General features: G+C 65.9%; 17 protein-coding genes and 1 pseudogene. 4 read left to right on the plus strand and 14 right to left on the minus strand.

Annotated features, from left to right (window positions below; genetic code table 11):
* Together SX1_RS20200 and SX1_RS20205 are read right to left on the minus strand one after the other, a co-directional pair.
* Positions 1-968 (minus strand): type IV secretion system DNA-binding domain-containing protein (locus SX1_RS20200; protein ID WP_019054535.1); only part of this gene is annotated, 968 nt, incomplete at its 3' end.
* Complete coding sequence (locus SX1_RS20205; RefSeq protein WP_019054536.1) at positions 958-1,248, minus strand: hypothetical protein; 291 nt, start codon at positions 1,246-1,248, stop codon at positions 958-960. The genes SX1_RS20205 and SX1_RS20200, both read right to left, overlap by 11 nt.
* 481 nt (positions 1,249-1,729) lie before the next feature.
* Between SX1_RS20205 and SX1_RS20210 the strand changes: the two genes are divergently transcribed.
* Entirely contained in the window at positions 1,730-1,948 is a 219-nt protein-coding gene (locus SX1_RS20210) for a hypothetical protein (RefSeq protein WP_019054537.1), read from the plus strand.
* Positions 1,949-2,065: 117 nt separating this feature from the next.
* On the opposite strand, the gene SX1_RS20215 is transcribed toward SX1_RS20210, so the two are convergent.
* Both SX1_RS20215 and SX1_RS20220 read right to left on the minus strand, forming a co-directional pair.
* On the minus strand, positions 2,066-2,290 hold the full coding sequence (locus SX1_RS20215) for a hypothetical protein (RefSeq protein ID WP_019054538.1): 225 nt from the start codon (positions 2,288-2,290) through the stop codon (positions 2,066-2,068).
* Positions 2,291-2,655: 365 nt separating this feature from the next.
* Positions 2,656-3,147: a hypothetical protein gene (locus tag SX1_RS20220; protein WP_254447843.1), complete on the minus strand. Its 492-nt coding sequence runs from the start codon at positions 3,145-3,147 to the stop codon at positions 2,656-2,658.
* 581 nt (positions 3,148-3,728) lie between these two features.
* Here SX1_RS20220 and SX1_RS20225 point away from each other — a divergent pair.
* Positions 3,729-3,980 carry a hypothetical protein gene (locus SX1_RS20225; RefSeq protein ID WP_019054540.1) on the plus strand — a complete coding sequence of 84 codons (252 nt, stop codon included), beginning with the start codon at positions 3,729-3,731 and terminating at the stop codon, positions 3,978-3,980.
* Between the two features lie 4 nt (positions 3,981-3,984).
* On the opposite strand, the gene SX1_RS20230 is transcribed toward SX1_RS20225, so the two are convergent.
* The 9 genes and pseudogenes from SX1_RS20230 to SX1_RS20275 form a co-directional block, all read right to left on the minus strand.
* Positions 3,985-4,551 carry a hypothetical protein gene (locus SX1_RS20230; RefSeq protein ID WP_019054541.1) on the minus strand — a complete coding sequence of 189 codons (567 nt, stop codon included), beginning with the start codon at positions 4,549-4,551 and terminating at the stop codon, positions 3,985-3,987.
* Positions 4,552-4,750: 199 nt separating this feature from the next.
* The gene (locus SX1_RS20235) at positions 4,751-5,830 is read right to left on the minus strand and encodes a DUF2493 domain-containing protein (RefSeq protein WP_019054542.1); all 1,080 of its coding nucleotides are present in this window, start codon (positions 5,828-5,830) and stop codon (positions 4,751-4,753) included.
* A gap of 773 nt (positions 5,831-6,603) precedes the next feature.
* Positions 6,604-7,206, minus strand: a complete 603-nt coding sequence (locus tag SX1_RS20240) for a hypothetical protein (RefSeq protein ID WP_019054543.1) — start codon at positions 7,204-7,206, stop codon at positions 6,604-6,606.
* Between the two features lie 29 nt (positions 7,207-7,235).
* Entirely contained in the window at positions 7,236-7,565 is a 330-nt protein-coding gene (locus tag SX1_RS20245; protein ID WP_019054544.1) for a hypothetical protein, read from the minus strand.
* 56 nt (positions 7,566-7,621) lie between these two features.
* Positions 7,622-7,951 carry a single-stranded DNA-binding protein gene (locus SX1_RS20250; RefSeq protein ID WP_019054545.1) on the minus strand — a complete coding sequence of 110 codons (330 nt, stop codon included), beginning with the start codon at positions 7,949-7,951 and terminating at the stop codon, positions 7,622-7,624.
* A 643-nt stretch (positions 7,952-8,594) separates the two neighbouring features.
* Entirely contained in the window at positions 8,595-8,987 is a 393-nt protein-coding gene (locus SX1_RS20255; RefSeq protein ID WP_157410318.1) for a DoxX family protein, read from the minus strand.
* Between the two features lie 114 nt (positions 8,988-9,101).
* Positions 9,102-9,356, minus strand: a pseudogene (locus SX1_RS23960) (DUF2171 domain-containing protein).
* Positions 9,357-9,526: 170 nt separating this feature from the next.
* Entirely contained in the window at positions 9,527-9,835 is a 309-nt protein-coding gene (locus tag SX1_RS20270) for an alkylphosphonate utilization protein (RefSeq protein ID WP_019054549.1), read from the minus strand.
* A 15-nt stretch (positions 9,836-9,850) separates the two neighbouring features.
* Entirely contained in the window at positions 9,851-11,671 is a 1,821-nt protein-coding gene (locus SX1_RS20275; RefSeq protein WP_019054550.1) for a phosphoenolpyruvate carboxykinase (GTP), read from the minus strand.
* Between the two features lie 179 nt (positions 11,672-11,850).
* Here SX1_RS20275 and SX1_RS20280 point away from each other — a divergent pair, with 179 nt between their 5' ends.
* Complete coding sequence (locus SX1_RS20280) at positions 11,851-12,159, plus strand: helix-turn-helix domain-containing protein (protein ID WP_043146178.1); 309 nt, start codon at positions 11,851-11,853, stop codon at positions 12,157-12,159.
* A 2-nt stretch (positions 12,160-12,161) separates the two neighbouring features.
* Positions 12,162-13,442 carry a SulP family inorganic anion transporter gene (locus SX1_RS20285; protein ID WP_019054552.1) on the plus strand — a complete coding sequence of 427 codons (1,281 nt, stop codon included), beginning with the start codon at positions 12,162-12,164 and terminating at the stop codon, positions 13,440-13,442.
* Between the two features lie 210 nt (positions 13,443-13,652).
* On the opposite strand, the gene SX1_RS20290 is transcribed toward SX1_RS20285, so the two are convergent.
* Complete coding sequence (locus SX1_RS20290; RefSeq protein WP_167539654.1) at positions 13,653-14,777, minus strand: hypothetical protein; 1,125 nt, start codon at positions 14,775-14,777, stop codon at positions 13,653-13,655.
* Positions 14,778-15,002 lie beyond the last annotated feature (225 nt).

The following is a 15,002-nucleotide window of genomic DNA, read 5'->3' on the forward strand; positions in this document are numbered from 1 at the left end:
GACGGGATCAGCGCCGCCGCGGCGGCGGTGAACTCGCTGTGCGTGCGGCAGTCGTTGAAGATCGACCAGGCCGGGCAGCGCGCGTCCATCGGATTGAGGATCGTGTCGCGCGTGGGATCGTAGAAGGCTTCGACATAGGCCCCTGTCAGGTCGAAGATCACCGCCGTGTCCTGACGCTCCCGCATCTGGGTGACGAGGCTCCTCAGCTCCGTCGTCTTGCCCGAGCCGGTGGTGCCGATGAGCATGGCATGCGACTGCTCGGTGCGGTGCGGAAAGGGGATGCCGGCGAGCGTGTAGGGATGATGGATGCCGGCTTCCTTGCGCGCGCGGAACGGGAGCGCCAGAACCTGCCGCGGGGACAGGCTGGGGAAGAGGTCGGCGGCTTCCTCTTCGAACTTGATCCGGTTGTGCTCATTGATCTCTGCAAGGAGGACGGTGCGGTCGACCAGCATGGCCCCGCGTTCATGGCGTTCCTGAAGGATCGAACGCCCCCGCCGGTGCGAGATGTCGACGAACCAGATGGCCGCCGGAATGGTGATGAAGATCGAGACGAGGAAGGCGCCGATGAGGCCGCGCATCGCGACGGCCCAGGCGGTGATGACCTCGGGCACATAGGGCACCGCTTTCATCACGGTGCGCAGGATCTCGCCATTGGGAAGCGTGACGTTGACGCGCTTGCTCGGATTGAGATCGACCCAGTTCCAGAGCGTCGCGTAGATCTTCATGCAAACGAGCTGGAAGCCATGCTCATCGAGCTTGATCGACATGATGATGAACCAGGCTGCGAGGAAGGCGAAGAACCACAGGATGAAGGGGAGTTTCGTGCCCGAGAACCACATCAGCATTTCGTGGGTAAGAAGCTGGCTGCCGCGGGTGAAATTACCGGCATTGCGCTGGACGCGGCCGCGCGCGGAATGATGGGTGAGCGGGACGGGACGCCCGTCCGTGCGGATGTCCTCACGCGCCATGATATTGCTCCAATCGCTTGTCGGTTTCGGCGATGATGCGATCGCGATATTCGGGGAATTGCTCGCGGATGATGATGTCGAGCGCGAGCTGCTGGAACTCGCTGATGCGGGCGATCCGGCGATGGCTGGAGCTCAGCAACTGGCCCGATCCCAGGAAGGCATCGACGGCCGCGCGCAGCAGGTCCGATGGCGTGCATCCGCGTTCCGCCGCGAGCGCGACGAGGCGATCATATTTGCCGCGGTCGAGCCGGACCGAGCAGTGCTTGTAGGGGATGGTCAAACCGAGCCTCCTAGCAGGGAGGCTGGTGGGGTCTCAGAAACCGGTCCGGGTTATAGCGCAATCGCTGTGGTGGAGCAAGGAAATCGGCTTCCCCGCAGCAAGCGTGTGCGCCTGTAACACGCGAAAATGGCGGATTTCCGTGGGTTTCGGGAACGGCGAAACCATGTCCCACAGTGTCCCACCGAGCGGAAACGCCATAACCGGTTGGAATTGTTCCAGAACCTATGCACCGAAGGTGCGTTCGGTGTGCTTCTCTGCACCAGGGCTGAGTCCAGACCCTCGGAGCGTCCAGGACGCGTTCGGAATGGTTGGGATAGCGCCTCCGGCGGGGCTCCGTGCCGGCCTGCGGTCGGAAGGAAATGCCGGCTGGCGATTGACGGACCACGCGATCGCGGGTGCGTTTCAGCGCTTTCGGCAGGCTCGATGAGCGCCTATAGTCGGACCGTTCATAGCCCGATCAGCGTGAACCAAGAGGCCCATCATGGCACGCACATTGGAACAGGAAAGAGCCGCGCTTGAAGAAGAAGGCCGCAAGCTGGAAGAGCGGCGGCAACGACTGGAAGAGAAGGAACGCGAGGCCGCGATACAGGCGATCGAGAAGACCGGTCTTCTCAAGCTCGACGGCAAGCGATTGAGTGGGCTGGTCGCCCGCATAAAGTCGCTGGGAATCGAGGAAGTGGAAAAGCGCCTGACGGCCTGAACAGCCCCCGCCGCGACCCTTGTCGCGGCACGGGCATGGGGGGCTCGATGCCCCTCATGCCCGTAACATCGCCACACAAAAAAAGGGGAGAGGCGCCCGCGCCCCTCCCCGTCTGTCTCAGAATTCGTCAAGCCGCCCGCCCGGCACGCTATGGACGATCCGGTCGATGATCGTCATCGGCAGCGCGCCGTAATCCCCCTCGTCGATGGTGATGTAGCCGGCCTCCTCGTCCGCCACGACATGCTGGTCGAAGTAGCTGTGAAGCGCGCGACGTTCGGCGTTCGCGATGGCGGCGAAGAAGGCGGCGTTGTCGGCGGCGGCGCTGGTCGAGATCATCTGCATGATAGGCTCCTGTCTGTCTTGAATGACAGGAGCGGCGCGTCGGGCGGCCGAGGCCGGGTCAAGGATCGCGAAGCGACCGCGAAGCGGCGGTGGGGGTCACGATTTTCTTCGGCGGCCAGGACGCCGAAGGAGAAGCGCCGCGCCTGATCCGCCGGAGAAAATGGTGGGGCCCCGCCGTCCTTGAGGCGGTCTCGGGCGTCCGACAGAATGGGAAGTCTGTGAGAGATGTTTCCTCTCGTCGGGAGACCCCGGCAAGGCGTAGCGGCGTGCGGACCGACGGGTCCGCGCGGCACGCGAGCGAGCCGGGACTTGATGCCAGCGGCAAAAGAAAAGGGACCGAGCGCGAGGCCCGGTCCCGGATGGCGTCAGGGATGACGACCGCAGTGGCAGTAGTTCTCGTCGATGCCGCTGATCGAGCAGAGGCCTGGTCCGAAACCGGCGGCCATGATCTCGGGATCGTCGATATAGCCAAGCTCGGTGGCGATCGCGATTGCCTGTGACCGGAGCGCCGGATCGAGCTTGTCGATGGTCGGCTCCAGCGCCTCCGTGAACCACCGCTCATACATCTCGTAGCTGCCGCCGGCGGTCTGGTGCATCATCGCTTTCGAGACGCGGTCCGCCTCCTCCCGAAACTGCGCCAGACTATCCGATTGGGCGGCTGCGGATAGCGGATCGTCCTGCGGAGTGTGCGCCTGTTGTGGGCGGTGTTCGGCTGCGACCTGGTATGTCCTGCCGCAGTTCGAACAGCGGGCGCATTCATCGACTTCGTCATAATGCTCAGGATCGTAGAGCGTCGCGCAGTACGGGCAGATCGGAGCGTTGAACAGCGCCCGGAGATCGTCGGAAAGGTTGTCCATAAGAGCCTCCATCAGGATGATGCCGTGCTCCCCATCTCTCATCGATGAGGATGGGCTCATCGGGACGCGGTGTTGAGGCGGTCAGGGACGGCATGGCCGCCGCGAAGCGGGCAGCGGGGGAGCCGATTTTGTTGCCGGGTAGCGGAGCGGATCGGCGGCAAAATTGGGGGGACCGCTGATCCTTGACGGCCGAGAGACACCCAGCGTCAAACTGTGGCGATGAAGCTCCGTCTGATGCCGAGATGTGAGAGTGGTTTGGCTTTGCCCCCGAGCGTCGTGCGGGCGTCCGGATGGACCGCATCGCACGTCTAGGAGCGGCTCGCACAGAGGCAACTTGGTGTCGTTCCATCTCTGTGATAGGCGAGCGCTTGCGCCACCAAGGCCGTGGCGCCGGGACTGGTAATCCCGTCGAGAAAGGCAGCTCGGTGTGGTTTCACGCCGGGGTGCCTGCGCATATGTCCAGGTGCCTCGGTGCTAAAAGCGTAGGCGCATGTCTCGACGTGTTACCAGCCCCGGCTCCCGCGCCCAGAGCGCGGGAGTTTCGGCAAGGGTTTGGCCCTTGCGCATCCGGGGAGCGTGGGATGAGCAAGTCAGGGCAGAAGGTGGAGTCTCGTCCGCCGGAGATGGCATCGCGAGCGGCTGAAGCGTCGGACGCGATCGACCATCTGAGAAACGATCCGGAGATCCGGCGCGCGCTGGCTCTGGTCCTGATGCGGCAGGCGATGAAGGCGCTCGAAGAGGCCGAAGAAGACAGGGCCTGTTGTCATCTGCAGGCCGCGATCGACAGCCTTCTCGAGCGTTATGTCGATGGCGTTCCGTCGGCGACGAACTGACCGTTCAGGCCCACGCAAACCGAGCGTCATCATGCGCCGGCGCGCTCGCGACGAGACGCTCGAGCCGGGGCAGATAATGATCGACGCCGCGCAGTGCCGCCCGGCTCGGCGTGGCCGGATCGGACAGCCGGGCGCGGAGGAGCTCGACGGGAATGTCGCCGACGCTTTCCGCCTCGATTGCGAGGGCTTCGAGCAGCGCATAGGCATTGCCATAGGCGAGATCGAGTTCGAGGCCCTGATCCGATGTGAGGGCGACGCACAGCGTGATCTCGGCGCTGGCGGGGCAGTGATGGATGGCGATGCGCCGTCCTCTGAACTGGGCTTCCTCGATGACCGCGATCACGGCGGCGTCATGGTCGAAGATGCTGGTGATGGCGGCGAGCGCGAGCGGACAGACGCGCGCCTCGAAGCTGTCGCCGAGATACTCGTCGGGTTCAAGCAGCGCGACGCCGATGCGGTCTCCCTCGGAGCGGAGGAACCGCCGGAGCGCCGCGAGTTTCCGCGCCGTGATGATAGCGCTGGGCGAGAGAGCATCGTCGGCCGGTTCGGTGATGCGAAACAGGATGGACACGGGCTTGGTCTCCTCGACTGAAGGCGCTTTGCCCCTCCCCTCTCCTCTTTCTGGCGGCCGCCCACGGTCAGCTTGTCGGGCCCGTCTTGGCGGGACGCTGCAGTCGCGGCGCACGGGGGTTCGATGCCCGCGTGCGCCGCTTCCTCGCAGCAAGAAAGAAGAGAGGCTCCGGCGGATGCCGGAGCCTCTCGAGGGTGCGTCAGCGACGACGCTGGCGACCGCCGTTCACCATGTCGCGGTAGTAGTCATCCTGCGTCCAGGGATCGAACTCGTCGCGGGACTTCGGGAGATCGGTCTTGGGCTGGGCGAGCCGCGCCTTCACGGTCTCATCGAGCTTCACGACATGGAGAGGCACGCCTGCCTGCCGCAGCTTCTGGGCGAGGTTCATCTGGATGCCCGAGCCTTCGCAGACGACGGCTTCCACCGGCCTCAGGGCCAGCAGCCGGTCGTTGCGGACGAAGGCGGCCTTGGCGCCCAACCGGCGGTCGAGCTTGAACAGAATGACCTTCACGCCGCGCGCTGCCGCCCATGCCTGCGCAATCGCATCGCAGCCCTTGGTCTGGGCGGTCGTTGCGAGGATCATTTCCGGGATGCGCGCCTTGATCGAGTCGAGCCCGCGCCAGAGACCCTCATGGTCTTCCCAGACCTGCCCGCCGGAGAATGCGACAACCGGACCTTCGGGCGCGAACTGCTCGCGGCGCTCTCGAATTCGGGAAGCGAGATAGTCGCGGGCATCGATCATCGACGCGGTGACGCCTCGGGACACCCGGCTGCCGCGGGTCGGCGAATAGGGCCGTCCGGTCTCGACGCGATAGACTTCGGAGGCGTGGTCGCGCATGCACTCCATCGCATCGCGGCACCCTTGCAGCGTCTGGCAGAGAAGCTGGGCGTCTTCGAGCTGCGCGGCGTAGATCTCGCTCGGGTCAAAGTTGCGGGCGAGTTCGCCAAGCTCCTTCGCGGCATCGTCTTCTCGGTCGTTGATGCGCTTCGCGACGACGTGGAAGCTGTTCACGAAGCCCCAGGCGAGATCGGCTGCATAGGGTTCGAGGCGCGTGTCGCGGAACACATCGAACAGCGTCGCCATCACCATCTCAACGGCCACACGGGCCTGCTCCGGGTCGGGCATGTCGAGCTGCTCGGCCTCGTCGACCGGCGAGAGCTTCGCGCGTTCGTCATGCTCGATGAAAGCGTGTTCGTAAGTGGCGGCGCGGTCGTGGCTGTCCGTCTCGCTGGCGATGAAGCTGGCGAGATCTGCGAAGTTCGAGAAAGACTTGGTCATGTGAGCCTCCATGGGTTCTGGATGTCTCATCCTCGGGATGAGGCCTGGCTCAGGGCATGCGGTGGTCAGGGAGGTCGGGCACGTTAACCGGGAAGCCGGCCGCTCGCGGCCGGACCCGGGTTAACGCCGCCGCGCGGGGAGCGGGGGAGCCGATTTTTTCGGGGGGCCGCGCCAGCGGGCGCACGCAAAAATTGGGGGGACCGCTCATGCTCGACGGACCGCCAACCCCGCATGCCACACTAGGCAGACACAAGAGAGGAATAGGAATGAAAATCCTTCCCCGCTCGTCAACCGCAAGTGGGATCGTGACCCGGCAGGGCGGAGACGAAGCTCCGCTTCGGCTCCGTGAGCTTAGCCGGGGCTCGCGCGGCACGCGCGGGCGGCGGCTTAGCGAATAGAGCCCCGGTCCCGTCCTTCGGACGAGCGAAGGGCGGGATGCGCCAACCCTTCTTGGCCAGCCCTATCGCAGGACCGATGACCTGGACCTCGCCGGCCCCACACAGCCCGGTTTTCAGACGAAGTCTGATCGATCGGTGAGATCCCGCAGCACGAGCAACTTACGCCGCAGCCAGCACGCAGCACCGCGCGGCACGCAGACGTGACGCGAGGCGACATTCGCTTTGAACCCGGTCCGGTCAGAGGCGGGTGAGCACGGCAAATGCCCGCGCCGCCATCGAGGGCGCCGCGCCGCGAGTTTCAGGGGATGCTGGGCGGGTGGCAAGCTCGCCCTAGGCACGGGGCGAGGCCGGCGTGTGCCGACCTCGCCGCCGGCATCAGGTCGGCCTGATCCAGTCGGCGGCGAGCTGCCATCCAAGGATATCGCTGCCGCTGTCACCGACGGCATCGCCGGAGATGTCGCGCCAGGGCGAACGCGGCCGGTAGGTCGGCATATACCGTACCGTCATCAGCTCGAATGTGGAGCAGGTATAGCCGCTCAACCGGATCGCAAGCACCGGCTGGTTCTCGGGCGGCAAAGCACCGAAGATCGAGATGAAGCCCGAGGGGATCGGGTGCAGTGTCGCATCGATCATCGCGCGCGCGAGCCGGGTCTCCAGTTCGCTGGCCTCGCTGCCCCAGGGATGGGCATCGATGTCGAACAGATCGGCGGCGCCGGCCGCGGGCACATAGGAGAATTCGCCGGACCAGCAGCGGCTGTCCGGATTGAGCGCGGCGATATCGTCGCCGAGGCGCGGATCGCCGGTCTCGCAGCGTAGCCAGTCGGCAAGGGCCGGCGTGAGCCGGCCTGAAAGCTTGCGGGCGCGCAGCGGGGTCGCATCGAGATCGGGAAATTCGACCAGCCACCAGGCGAGGCGGTGGTGCATGATGATGCCGAAGCAATGGTCGGCGGACCGGGCGGGCGTGGATTGTGCGTGCATGAGCGTTGTCCTGTTGGAAGGCCGACGGGTCAATGGACCGACCCGTCGTGCGCGAAGATGGAATGGGGGACGATCAGTTGGTGCTCGCTGGCGACCAGCGACCAGGCCGCGGCAAGATCGTCATAATATTCGCAGTCGACGATCGCGTCGGCGCTGGCTTCGCCGAACTGCGCCTGCTCGAAGTCGCGGGCGTGGGCGGCGTCGGTCGCCTCGGTGATCGCCTGGCCAAGGCGGGCGGCGATCTCGTGGCGGCCCATGCTGTCGGCCGCGCGGCGGATGCGCTCGACCATGCAGGGGTTGGTGGTCTCGATGCCGTGGGCGATGCCGGCGATGTCGTCGAAGCTGGTGAGGGTGAACATTTGTGCTCTCCATCGAAAGGTGGAGGGCGGCCGCGCGCGACCGCCCGGAAGGACGGTCAGAGGAATTCGATTTCCTCGGCGACGATGTCGGTGTTGTAGTAGGTGCGACCGTCGCGCTCGTTGCAGCTGTAGCGGATCTCGCCGACCACCAGGAGCTTGTCGCCCTTCTTCTTGTGGTTGGCGACCGACTTGCCGAGGCCGTTGAAGGCCTTGACCGTGTGGAACTCGTCGTAGGTCTCGGTGTAGCCGTTGTCGTCCTTCTGGACCTGGCCGTCCTTGATGACCGGCTTGGAGGTGACGAGGCTGAAGCTGACGCCGCCCTTGCTGTCCGTGCCGAAGCGGCTGATGTCCGAGGTGATGCGGCCCGAGAGAAAAACCTTGTTCATGGCCTGATGCCTTTCGCGTCTCACGCCAGCGGGCCGATCCCGCTGGGATGAACTTGTCCGAAGGCCCGTGATCGAGGGGACACCGCACCCGAGCGCCAGCGAGGGGAAACCCCCATTTTTCGAGTGGTGCGGGCAGAGGCCGCCAGGCCTCAACACGGTCGGAAAATGGCGGGTTGCGGAGGCCCCGCACGGGCGTAGCGTTCATCCACTCAAGCGGATGGCCCACCGGCGATATCGCGAAGGCCCTCGCCATGGACGGTCTTCACTCGGGGTCAGCCAAAGCGAGACACCTGCCCTGCACGGCGGCGGCGCGTCGGATTGTCGGCCTCGCCCGAGCGGTCTGGGGACGGCCTCGTGTGCGGGATCGACAGGGCGCGGCGTCCGGGACGGCGAGATGCCATCAGGTCATGCCGGCCAGCGGTCGGCGAGTGCCATGCACGAGGAAGGGCATGGCGCTGGATCGTCCGGCAAGAGGACAGCGCACCGCGGCACGGCGACGGGTGCTCCGGCTCGAGCGATATCAGCGGTCGGCAGGCAGAGACCTCGGCGACGCTTCCTGCGGTCGGGCCGGCCCGCCTGTCGCCAAGATGGTGGCTCGATGCGGCCTATCGGCGAGGAAAGCCGGGAAGGACGGCGAGGCTATCTACCGCAGACGGGCGAGCCGGCCTGGCGGTATCCCGCGGAACAGGGAGAGGGAGCCCGCGCCGGTCGCGGCGATCAGGAAGAAGCCGCCCGCCATGGTCGCGTTCTTCAGGATTTCGGTGAGATTGCCCATGTGCGCCTGCTTGGCCGTGGCGAGACACCAGAGCCCGAGCAGGATGCCAACCGTGCGGACGGGATAACCCAGGACGATCGCGATCCCGCCGACAAGCTCGCAAAGGCCGATCAGATAGGCGAAGATCAGGGGGTCGGGCAGGCCGATGGCTGCAAGTCCGGGAACGAGGGCGGCCGCGCCGCCCATGAGCTTCATCGCACCCCATACGATGAAGGGGATGCCAAGGAACAATCGTGCGAGAAATAGCCCTCGGTCGTTCATGAGCATCCCCCTGTGATCGGCCTCGCCATGACAGGAGGACGCACGGAAAGGTCGTGCGTCTACCCGGGCGGGCTTCTTGAAGACTAGCGCCCGTGCGGGCGTGCAACAACGGGTCTAGTCCTGGACGGGCTTTCCGGACTTTTCTTCTTCGAAGGAGAGCGCGACGTCGGCGTTGGCGGAGAGGCGGACGCGGTCGCCTTCGACACCGGCGACCAGGCCGATGCTGATATAGTGGTGGTGGCCGCTGTGGGCGCCGTGGCTGTCATGTTTCCCGAGCTAGATCCGGTCGCCCTCGAGACGATCGACGGTGCCGACATGGACGCCATCGGCGCCGATGATTTCCATGCCTTCCTTGATGTCGTGAGCCATCGCTAGTTTCTCCTTGATTGGCGGAGGTCGCGAAGCAACTCTCATGCCACCGGCATGATCCAGCGATGCACGTGCATAGTCAGCGACATGCGGCGATGCTCAACGCAGGCGAACGACAGAATGTCCCGCATTGCGGGGCAAATTGTCCAAGGCAAACGGTACTCGTCCGTTCAATGCTTGCGGACGAATTCTGCGCGCAAGACCAGCCCCTTGATTCCATCGTATCGACAGTCGATCTCCTGGGCGTCGCCGGTGAGTCGGATCGATTTGATCACGGTGCCCTTGCGCAGGGTCTGGCCTGCGCCCTTCACTTTGAGATCCTTGATCGTGATGACGCTATCACCATCGGCGAGAAGGTTGCCGACGGAATCGCGCACTTCGATCGCCTCGGCGGCGTGGGCATTCGCGGCGGCCTCGGCCGGACTGATCCATTCGCCGGAGGCTTCGTCATAGACATAGTCGTCGCTGGTATCGGTCATGGTCGGTCGCGCCCTTCAGGCCAGACGCGCTTCGAGCGCGCCGAGTTCGGCGGTCAGCGCCGCGGGCAGGCGGTCGCCGAAGCGTGCATAGTCGCGGCGGATGCGCTCGGCCTCGGCGCGCCATTCGTCGTGATCGACGGCGAGGAGGGCTGCCACGGCTGCGTCGGAGAGATCGAGTCCCGCCAGATCGAGGTCGTCCATCCTGGGAAGGCGGCCGATGGCCTTGTCCTCGGCCTCGACGCGCCCGTCCAGGCGATCGGCGATCCATTTGAGGACGCGGGCATTGTCGCCGAAGCCGGGCCAGAGGAAACGGCCGTCGACATCCTTGCGGAACCAGTTGACGTAGAAGATGCGCGGCAGCTTGGCCGCGTCCGACGCCTCCGCGCCCAGCTTTAGCCAGTGGGCGAAATAGTCGCCCATATTATAGCCGCAGAAGGGCAGCATCGCGAAGGGATCGCGGCGCACGTCGCCGATCTTGGTCTCGGCCGCGGCCGTGCCCTCGGACGCGACGTTGGAGGCCAGGAACACGCCGTGCTGCCAGTCGAAGGCCTCGGTGACGAGCGGAGCGGTCGTCGCTCGGCGGCCGCCGAAGAGAATGGCCGAGATCGGAACGCCCCTGGGGTCCTCCCATTCGGGCGCGATTGCCGGGCATTGCCCCGCGGGGCAGGCGAAGCGCGCATTGGGATGGGCAGCCGGCGTGCCGAGATCGGGAGACCAGGCCTGGCCGCGCCAGTCGGTCAGCCCGGCGGGCGGCTCCTTGGTGAGGCCCTCCCACCAGACATCGCCATCGGCGGTGAGCGCTGTGTTGGTGAAGATGGTGTTCGCGTCGAGGCTGGCGAGCGCATTGGCGTTGGTGGTCGCGCTCGTGCCCGGCGCGACGCCGAAGAATCCGGCCTCGGGATTGATCGCGTAGAGCCGGCCGTCGTCACCGAAGCGCATCCAGGCGATGTCGTCGCCGATGGTCTCGGCCTTCCAGCCCGGAATGGTCGGCTGCAGCATGGCGAGGTTGGTCTTGCCGCAGGCCGAAGGGAAGGCGGCGGCGACATAATGCACGCGGCCCTCGGGTGAGGTCAGCTTGAGGATGAGCATATGCTCGGCAAGCCAGCCATCGTCGCGGGCCATGACCGAGGCGATGCGCAGGGCGTAGCATTTCTTGCCGAGCAGGGCGTTCCCGCCATAGCCCGATCCATAGGACCAGATTTCGCGCGTCTCGGGGAAGTGGACGATATATTTGGTCTCGTTGCAGGGCCAGGCGGCGTCGGCCTCGCCGGGCGCGAGCGGCGCGCCGACCGAATGGACCGCGGGCACGAATTCGCCGTCCTCGCCCAAGGCGTCGAGCGCGGGCGTGCCCATCCGCGTCATCACGCGCATGGAGAGGACGACATAGGGGCTGTCGGTGATCTCCACTCCGAGCGCGCTGATCGGCGAGCCGATCGGGCCCATGGAGAAGGGCACGACATACATGGTGCGCCCGCGCATGCAGCCGTCGAACAGGTCCTTGAGCGTGCCGCGCATCTCGTCCGGCGCGCGCCAGTTGTTGGTCGGTCCGGCGTCGGCCTCGTTTTCGGCGCAGATGAAGGTGCGGCTTTCGACGCGCGCGACATCGCGCGGGTCCGAGGCGGCCCAGAAGGAGTTGGGGCGCTTCGCGGGATCGAGGCGGCGCAGGGTTCCGGCCGCGACCAGCTGCTCGGTCAGGGCATGCCATTCGGCCTCGGAGCCATCGCACCAGTGGATATGGTCGGGTTTGGTGAGGGCGGCGATCTCGTCGACCCAGGCAGCGAGGCGGCGATGGCGAGTCGGAGCCGCCAGCGTTTCAGCGATAAGGGCGTCCGACATCGAAACTCTCCGAATAACTGGGGCGTCGCGGCAAGCGCGCGCGGTTTGCGAGGGGGTTGATGCCCGGTTCGTTAGCAGTTTGAGGACGCCAGATGCAAGTTTAGGATCGCTATTCAGATAGTCAGCCTCGCTTCTGAGCAATCCTTGACGTCATTCCTGATGTATTTTACATCATGGCGATGCTCACCCCAGCTCAGCTTCGCGCGGCGCGCGCGCTCCTCGGAATCGACCAGCGCACGCTCGCCGAGCGCGCCGGCGTCTCGCTGCCAACGATCCAGCGCATGGAAGCGACCAGCGATGGCTATGTCCGGGGCGTGGTGGATACGCTGACCAAGGTGGTCGATGCGCTTGAGCGCGAGGGGATCGAGCTGATCCGGGAGAATAGCATCAGCGCGAGCGGCGGGCGGGGTGTCCGGCTGCGCGATCCCACCAGCCCGACCTTGCGCGAGCCCGTGCGGCGCACGCAGGACAATGCATCGGCGGCGTAGGCATGCCTGACGGTACGGCGACAGCCCATCTCTTCCGGCCGAAGCTCGTCACGGCCCTGAGCGAAGGCTATTCCCTCTCGTCGTTGCGCAAGGACGTGCTCGCTGCGGTGACGGTGGCGATCGTGGCGCTGCCTCTGTCGATGGCGATCGCCGTAGCCTCCGGCGTGTCGCCCGAGCGAGGGCTATATACAGCGATCATCGGCGGGTTCCTCGTCTCGGCGCTGGGTGGGAGCCGCTACCAGATCGGGGGACCCGCGGGGGCCTTCATCGTTCTGGTGGCTGCCACGACGACGAAGTTCGGTCTGAACGGGCTGCTCGTGACCGTGATGCTGTCGGGCGCGATGCTGACGCTGATCGGGCTTTCGCGCCTCGGCTCGCTGATCCGCCACATTCCCCATCCCGTGACCGTGGGGTTCACCTGCGGCATTGCCGTGACGATCTTCTCAGGCGAAATCCGGGATCTGTTCGGTCTGCATCTCGCGGGCGCGGAACCCGGCCCGCTGATCCCCAAGCTGCTGGCGCTCGGCAAGGCGGCAGCGACGGCGACGCCTGCGGCGGCGGTGCTGGGCCTCGGCTCGGCGGCGCTGATCTTCGTGCTGCGCCGGTATCGGCCCAACTGGCCCGGCATGTTGATCGCGGTGGTGCTGGCGTCCATCGCCGCCGCATGGATGCAGCTTCCGGCCGAGACGATCGGCAGCCGCTTCGGCGATATCCCGCGCGGCTTGCCGACGCCGCAGGCACCGGAGATGTCATGGGCGCTGGTGCTGCAGCTCCTGCCGTCGGCGCTCTCGTTCACCCTGCTGGGCGGCGTCGAGAGCCTGTTGTCGGCCAAGGTCGCCGACAGCATGTCCGGACGCAAGCATCGCTCCAACATGGAGCTGGTCGCGCAGGGTCTCGCCAACATCGTCTCAGCCCTGTTCGGCGGGATCAGCGTCACCGGCACGATCGCGAGAACCGCGACGAACATCCGGGCTGGCGCGATCAGCCCGGTGTCGGGCATGCTGCATGCGCTGTTCGTCCTGCTCTTCATGCTCGTGGCTGCGCCGCTGGCGCGCTATGTACCGCTCTCGGCGCTCGCCGGCGTCCTGCTGGTGGTGTGCTGGAACATGGCCGAGAAGGCCGAATTCCTGCGCCTGATCCGTAGCTGGCCCACGGCCTCGGTGCTGCTCGCGACCTTCGGCCTGACCCTGGTGAAGGACCTGACATTCGGGATCGTCGCGGGGTGTGTCGTCGCCGCATTGCTGGCGATCGTCCGGCGAAGGGTCCCGCAGGAGGGCGATTGAAGGTGCGACGGTGCGGAGCAAGTGGCTTGCCCGCAGAACAAAAACAGGGCCTGCCTCGCGGGGAATGTGCGAGGCAGGCCCTCAAGGGTCGTGCGCGGCCGGGAGGCGCGGGACCGGGCACGTCGGGGAGCATGTTGGAGGGCGGAAGAAGCGGTGGGACCAGGTTCGGGCCGTGAGCGCCATTGAGCGACCGCGTCGCGGTCAAAGGGTTCAATCGGTCAATGCGGAGAGCATACGCGGTGCCGAGGCCGATCCGATCGCGCTTGTGAGACGCGTCGCATCGGCAATGGTGGACGCCGTTCCGAGCCATTCCAGGGAGCCATCATGGCGTTCAGCATAGATGGCGTAGGAGGCGGGGACTTCGTCAGCGTTCTGCACGAGGGCATGTTCGCCGGACGCATCACGCAGGCCCGCGATTGCGATCTGCCGGCTCCATGCGAGAGGAACGGGACGAAGCTCACCGCCAGAGGGCGACGTGGAAAAGTTCTCGGACCATCCTGGGCAGCGCTGGTCCACGAAGTCGATTGCGGCGGCGATCCGACCGTTGGTATCGCCATGGGCAAGGGCGAGACAGGCGGGCGCGGCTGCGATCATATCCGCCAGCTTCGCCGTAAAGGTCTCGAACATCGCATCGCTCTGGAAGTCGCCATCCTCCGGGGGCACGGGCCTTTCCTCCGTCAACACGATTTGCAGTTCGTGAAGCGCCGCGAAGGCCAGGCCGGACGCGTGTCCGGTGGTGAGGTCAGGCCTGTCGAAGATCAGGTCGTAGGGCCGGCCTTCCGGATCGGCGAAAGCCTGATCGAAGGTCAGGTGCGAGATCGATTCCCAGGTCTCTCGGGAAATCTCGCGCGCATCGACATAATATTCGGGTGCGGGAAGGCCGAGACCCGCATCGAGACCATCGAGGCGCAGACGGGAAAGCTGGGCCGTTTCGCTATTCGGATGCTCTTGGCGTTCCAGCAAGGTCGCGAGATCGGTCTGGTCGAGCGCGATCCAGTGCGGGGCCGACGCGCCGTCGCGCGGAAACAGGCCACGGAGCTGGATCAGTCGCTCGATCTGCGAGGCGTCCCGCAGGTCATAGGCGCCGCCGAGGATTTCGGCGGCGATGTGGTGCCAGACGTGCCAGGGATAGCTCGCGAAGGGCACAACATGGCGAGCAACCAGACAATCGTCATCCAGCATGCATTCCCGGCTGCCGTCACCGGCCCAGAATTTGCCCACGCTACCCTCGGCGGAAACGATCTCGGCGCTGGTGAGCGCGACGAAGTCGGCAGTGAGGCCGCACAAGTCGTGGGGCGATCGGGTCGGGAGACTGGATTGGGCAAGTGAAGGCATGGAGGGATCCTCGCTGTTGGTCGGCGTGCGGGTGCGCGCTGTCAAAAGAGACAGGGCCCGCTTCGCGACGTGCGAAACGGACCCTGCAAGGGGCCGCGCCCGGAGGCTGGGCGCGGCGGGGGAGATGGATCGCGTCAGGCGGTCGCGTCGGCGGTTTCGGCCGGTTCGGCGGCCTCGGAACCGTGCGGCTTGCGCTGGCGGCGACCGCCTTCCTGGGGCTCGCCA

Source organism: Sphingobium xenophagum NBRC 107872 (genome assembly GCF_000367345.1).
Taxonomy (GTDB): Bacteria; Pseudomonadota; Alphaproteobacteria; order Sphingomonadales; family Sphingomonadaceae; genus Sphingobium; species Sphingobium xenophagum.

Coding starts and splice junctions, on each gene's coding strand:
- SX1_RS20210 (WP_019054537.1), top strand. CDS start 1,730: ATGGCACGCACATTGGAACAGGAAAGAGCCGCGCTTGAAGAAGAAGGC.
- SX1_RS20215 (WP_019054538.1), bottom strand. CDS start 2,290: ATGCAGATGATCTCGACCAGCGCCGCCGCCGACAACGCCGCCTTCTTC.
- SX1_RS20220 (WP_254447843.1), bottom strand. CDS start 3,147: ATGGACAACCTTTCCGACGATCTCCGGGCGCTGTTCAACGCTCCGATC.
- SX1_RS20225 (WP_019054540.1), top strand. CDS start 3,729: ATGAGCAAGTCAGGGCAGAAGGTGGAGTCTCGTCCGCCGGAGATGGCA.
- SX1_RS20235 (WP_019054542.1), bottom strand. CDS start 5,830: ATGACCAAGTCTTTCTCGAACTTCGCAGATCTCGCCAGCTTCATCGCC.
- SX1_RS20240 (WP_019054543.1), bottom strand. CDS start 7,206: ATGCACGCACAATCCACGCCCGCCCGGTCCGCCGACCATTGCTTCGGC.
- SX1_RS20245 (WP_019054544.1), bottom strand. CDS start 7,565: ATGTTCACCCTCACCAGCTTCGACGACATCGCCGGCATCGCCCACGGC.
- SX1_RS20250 (WP_019054545.1), bottom strand. CDS start 7,951: ATGAACAAGGTTTTTCTCTCGGGCCGCATCACCTCGGACATCAGCCGC.
- SX1_RS20255 (WP_157410318.1), bottom strand. CDS start 8,987: ATGAACGACCGAGGGCTATTTCTCGCACGATTGTTCCTTGGCATCCCC.
- SX1_RS20270 (WP_019054549.1), bottom strand. CDS start 9,835: ATGACCGATACCAGCGACGACTATGTCTATGACGAAGCCTCCGGCGAA.
- SX1_RS20275 (WP_019054550.1), bottom strand. CDS start 11,671: ATGTCGGACGCCCTTATCGCTGAAACGCTGGCGGCTCCGACTCGCCAT.
- SX1_RS20280 (WP_043146178.1), top strand. CDS start 11,851: ATGCTCACCCCAGCTCAGCTTCGCGCGGCGCGCGCGCTCCTCGGAATC.
- SX1_RS20285 (WP_019054552.1), top strand. CDS start 12,162: ATGCCTGACGGTACGGCGACAGCCCATCTCTTCCGGCCGAAGCTCGTC.
- SX1_RS20290 (WP_167539654.1), bottom strand. CDS start 14,777: ATGCCTTCACTTGCCCAATCCAGTCTCCCGACCCGATCGCCCCACGAC.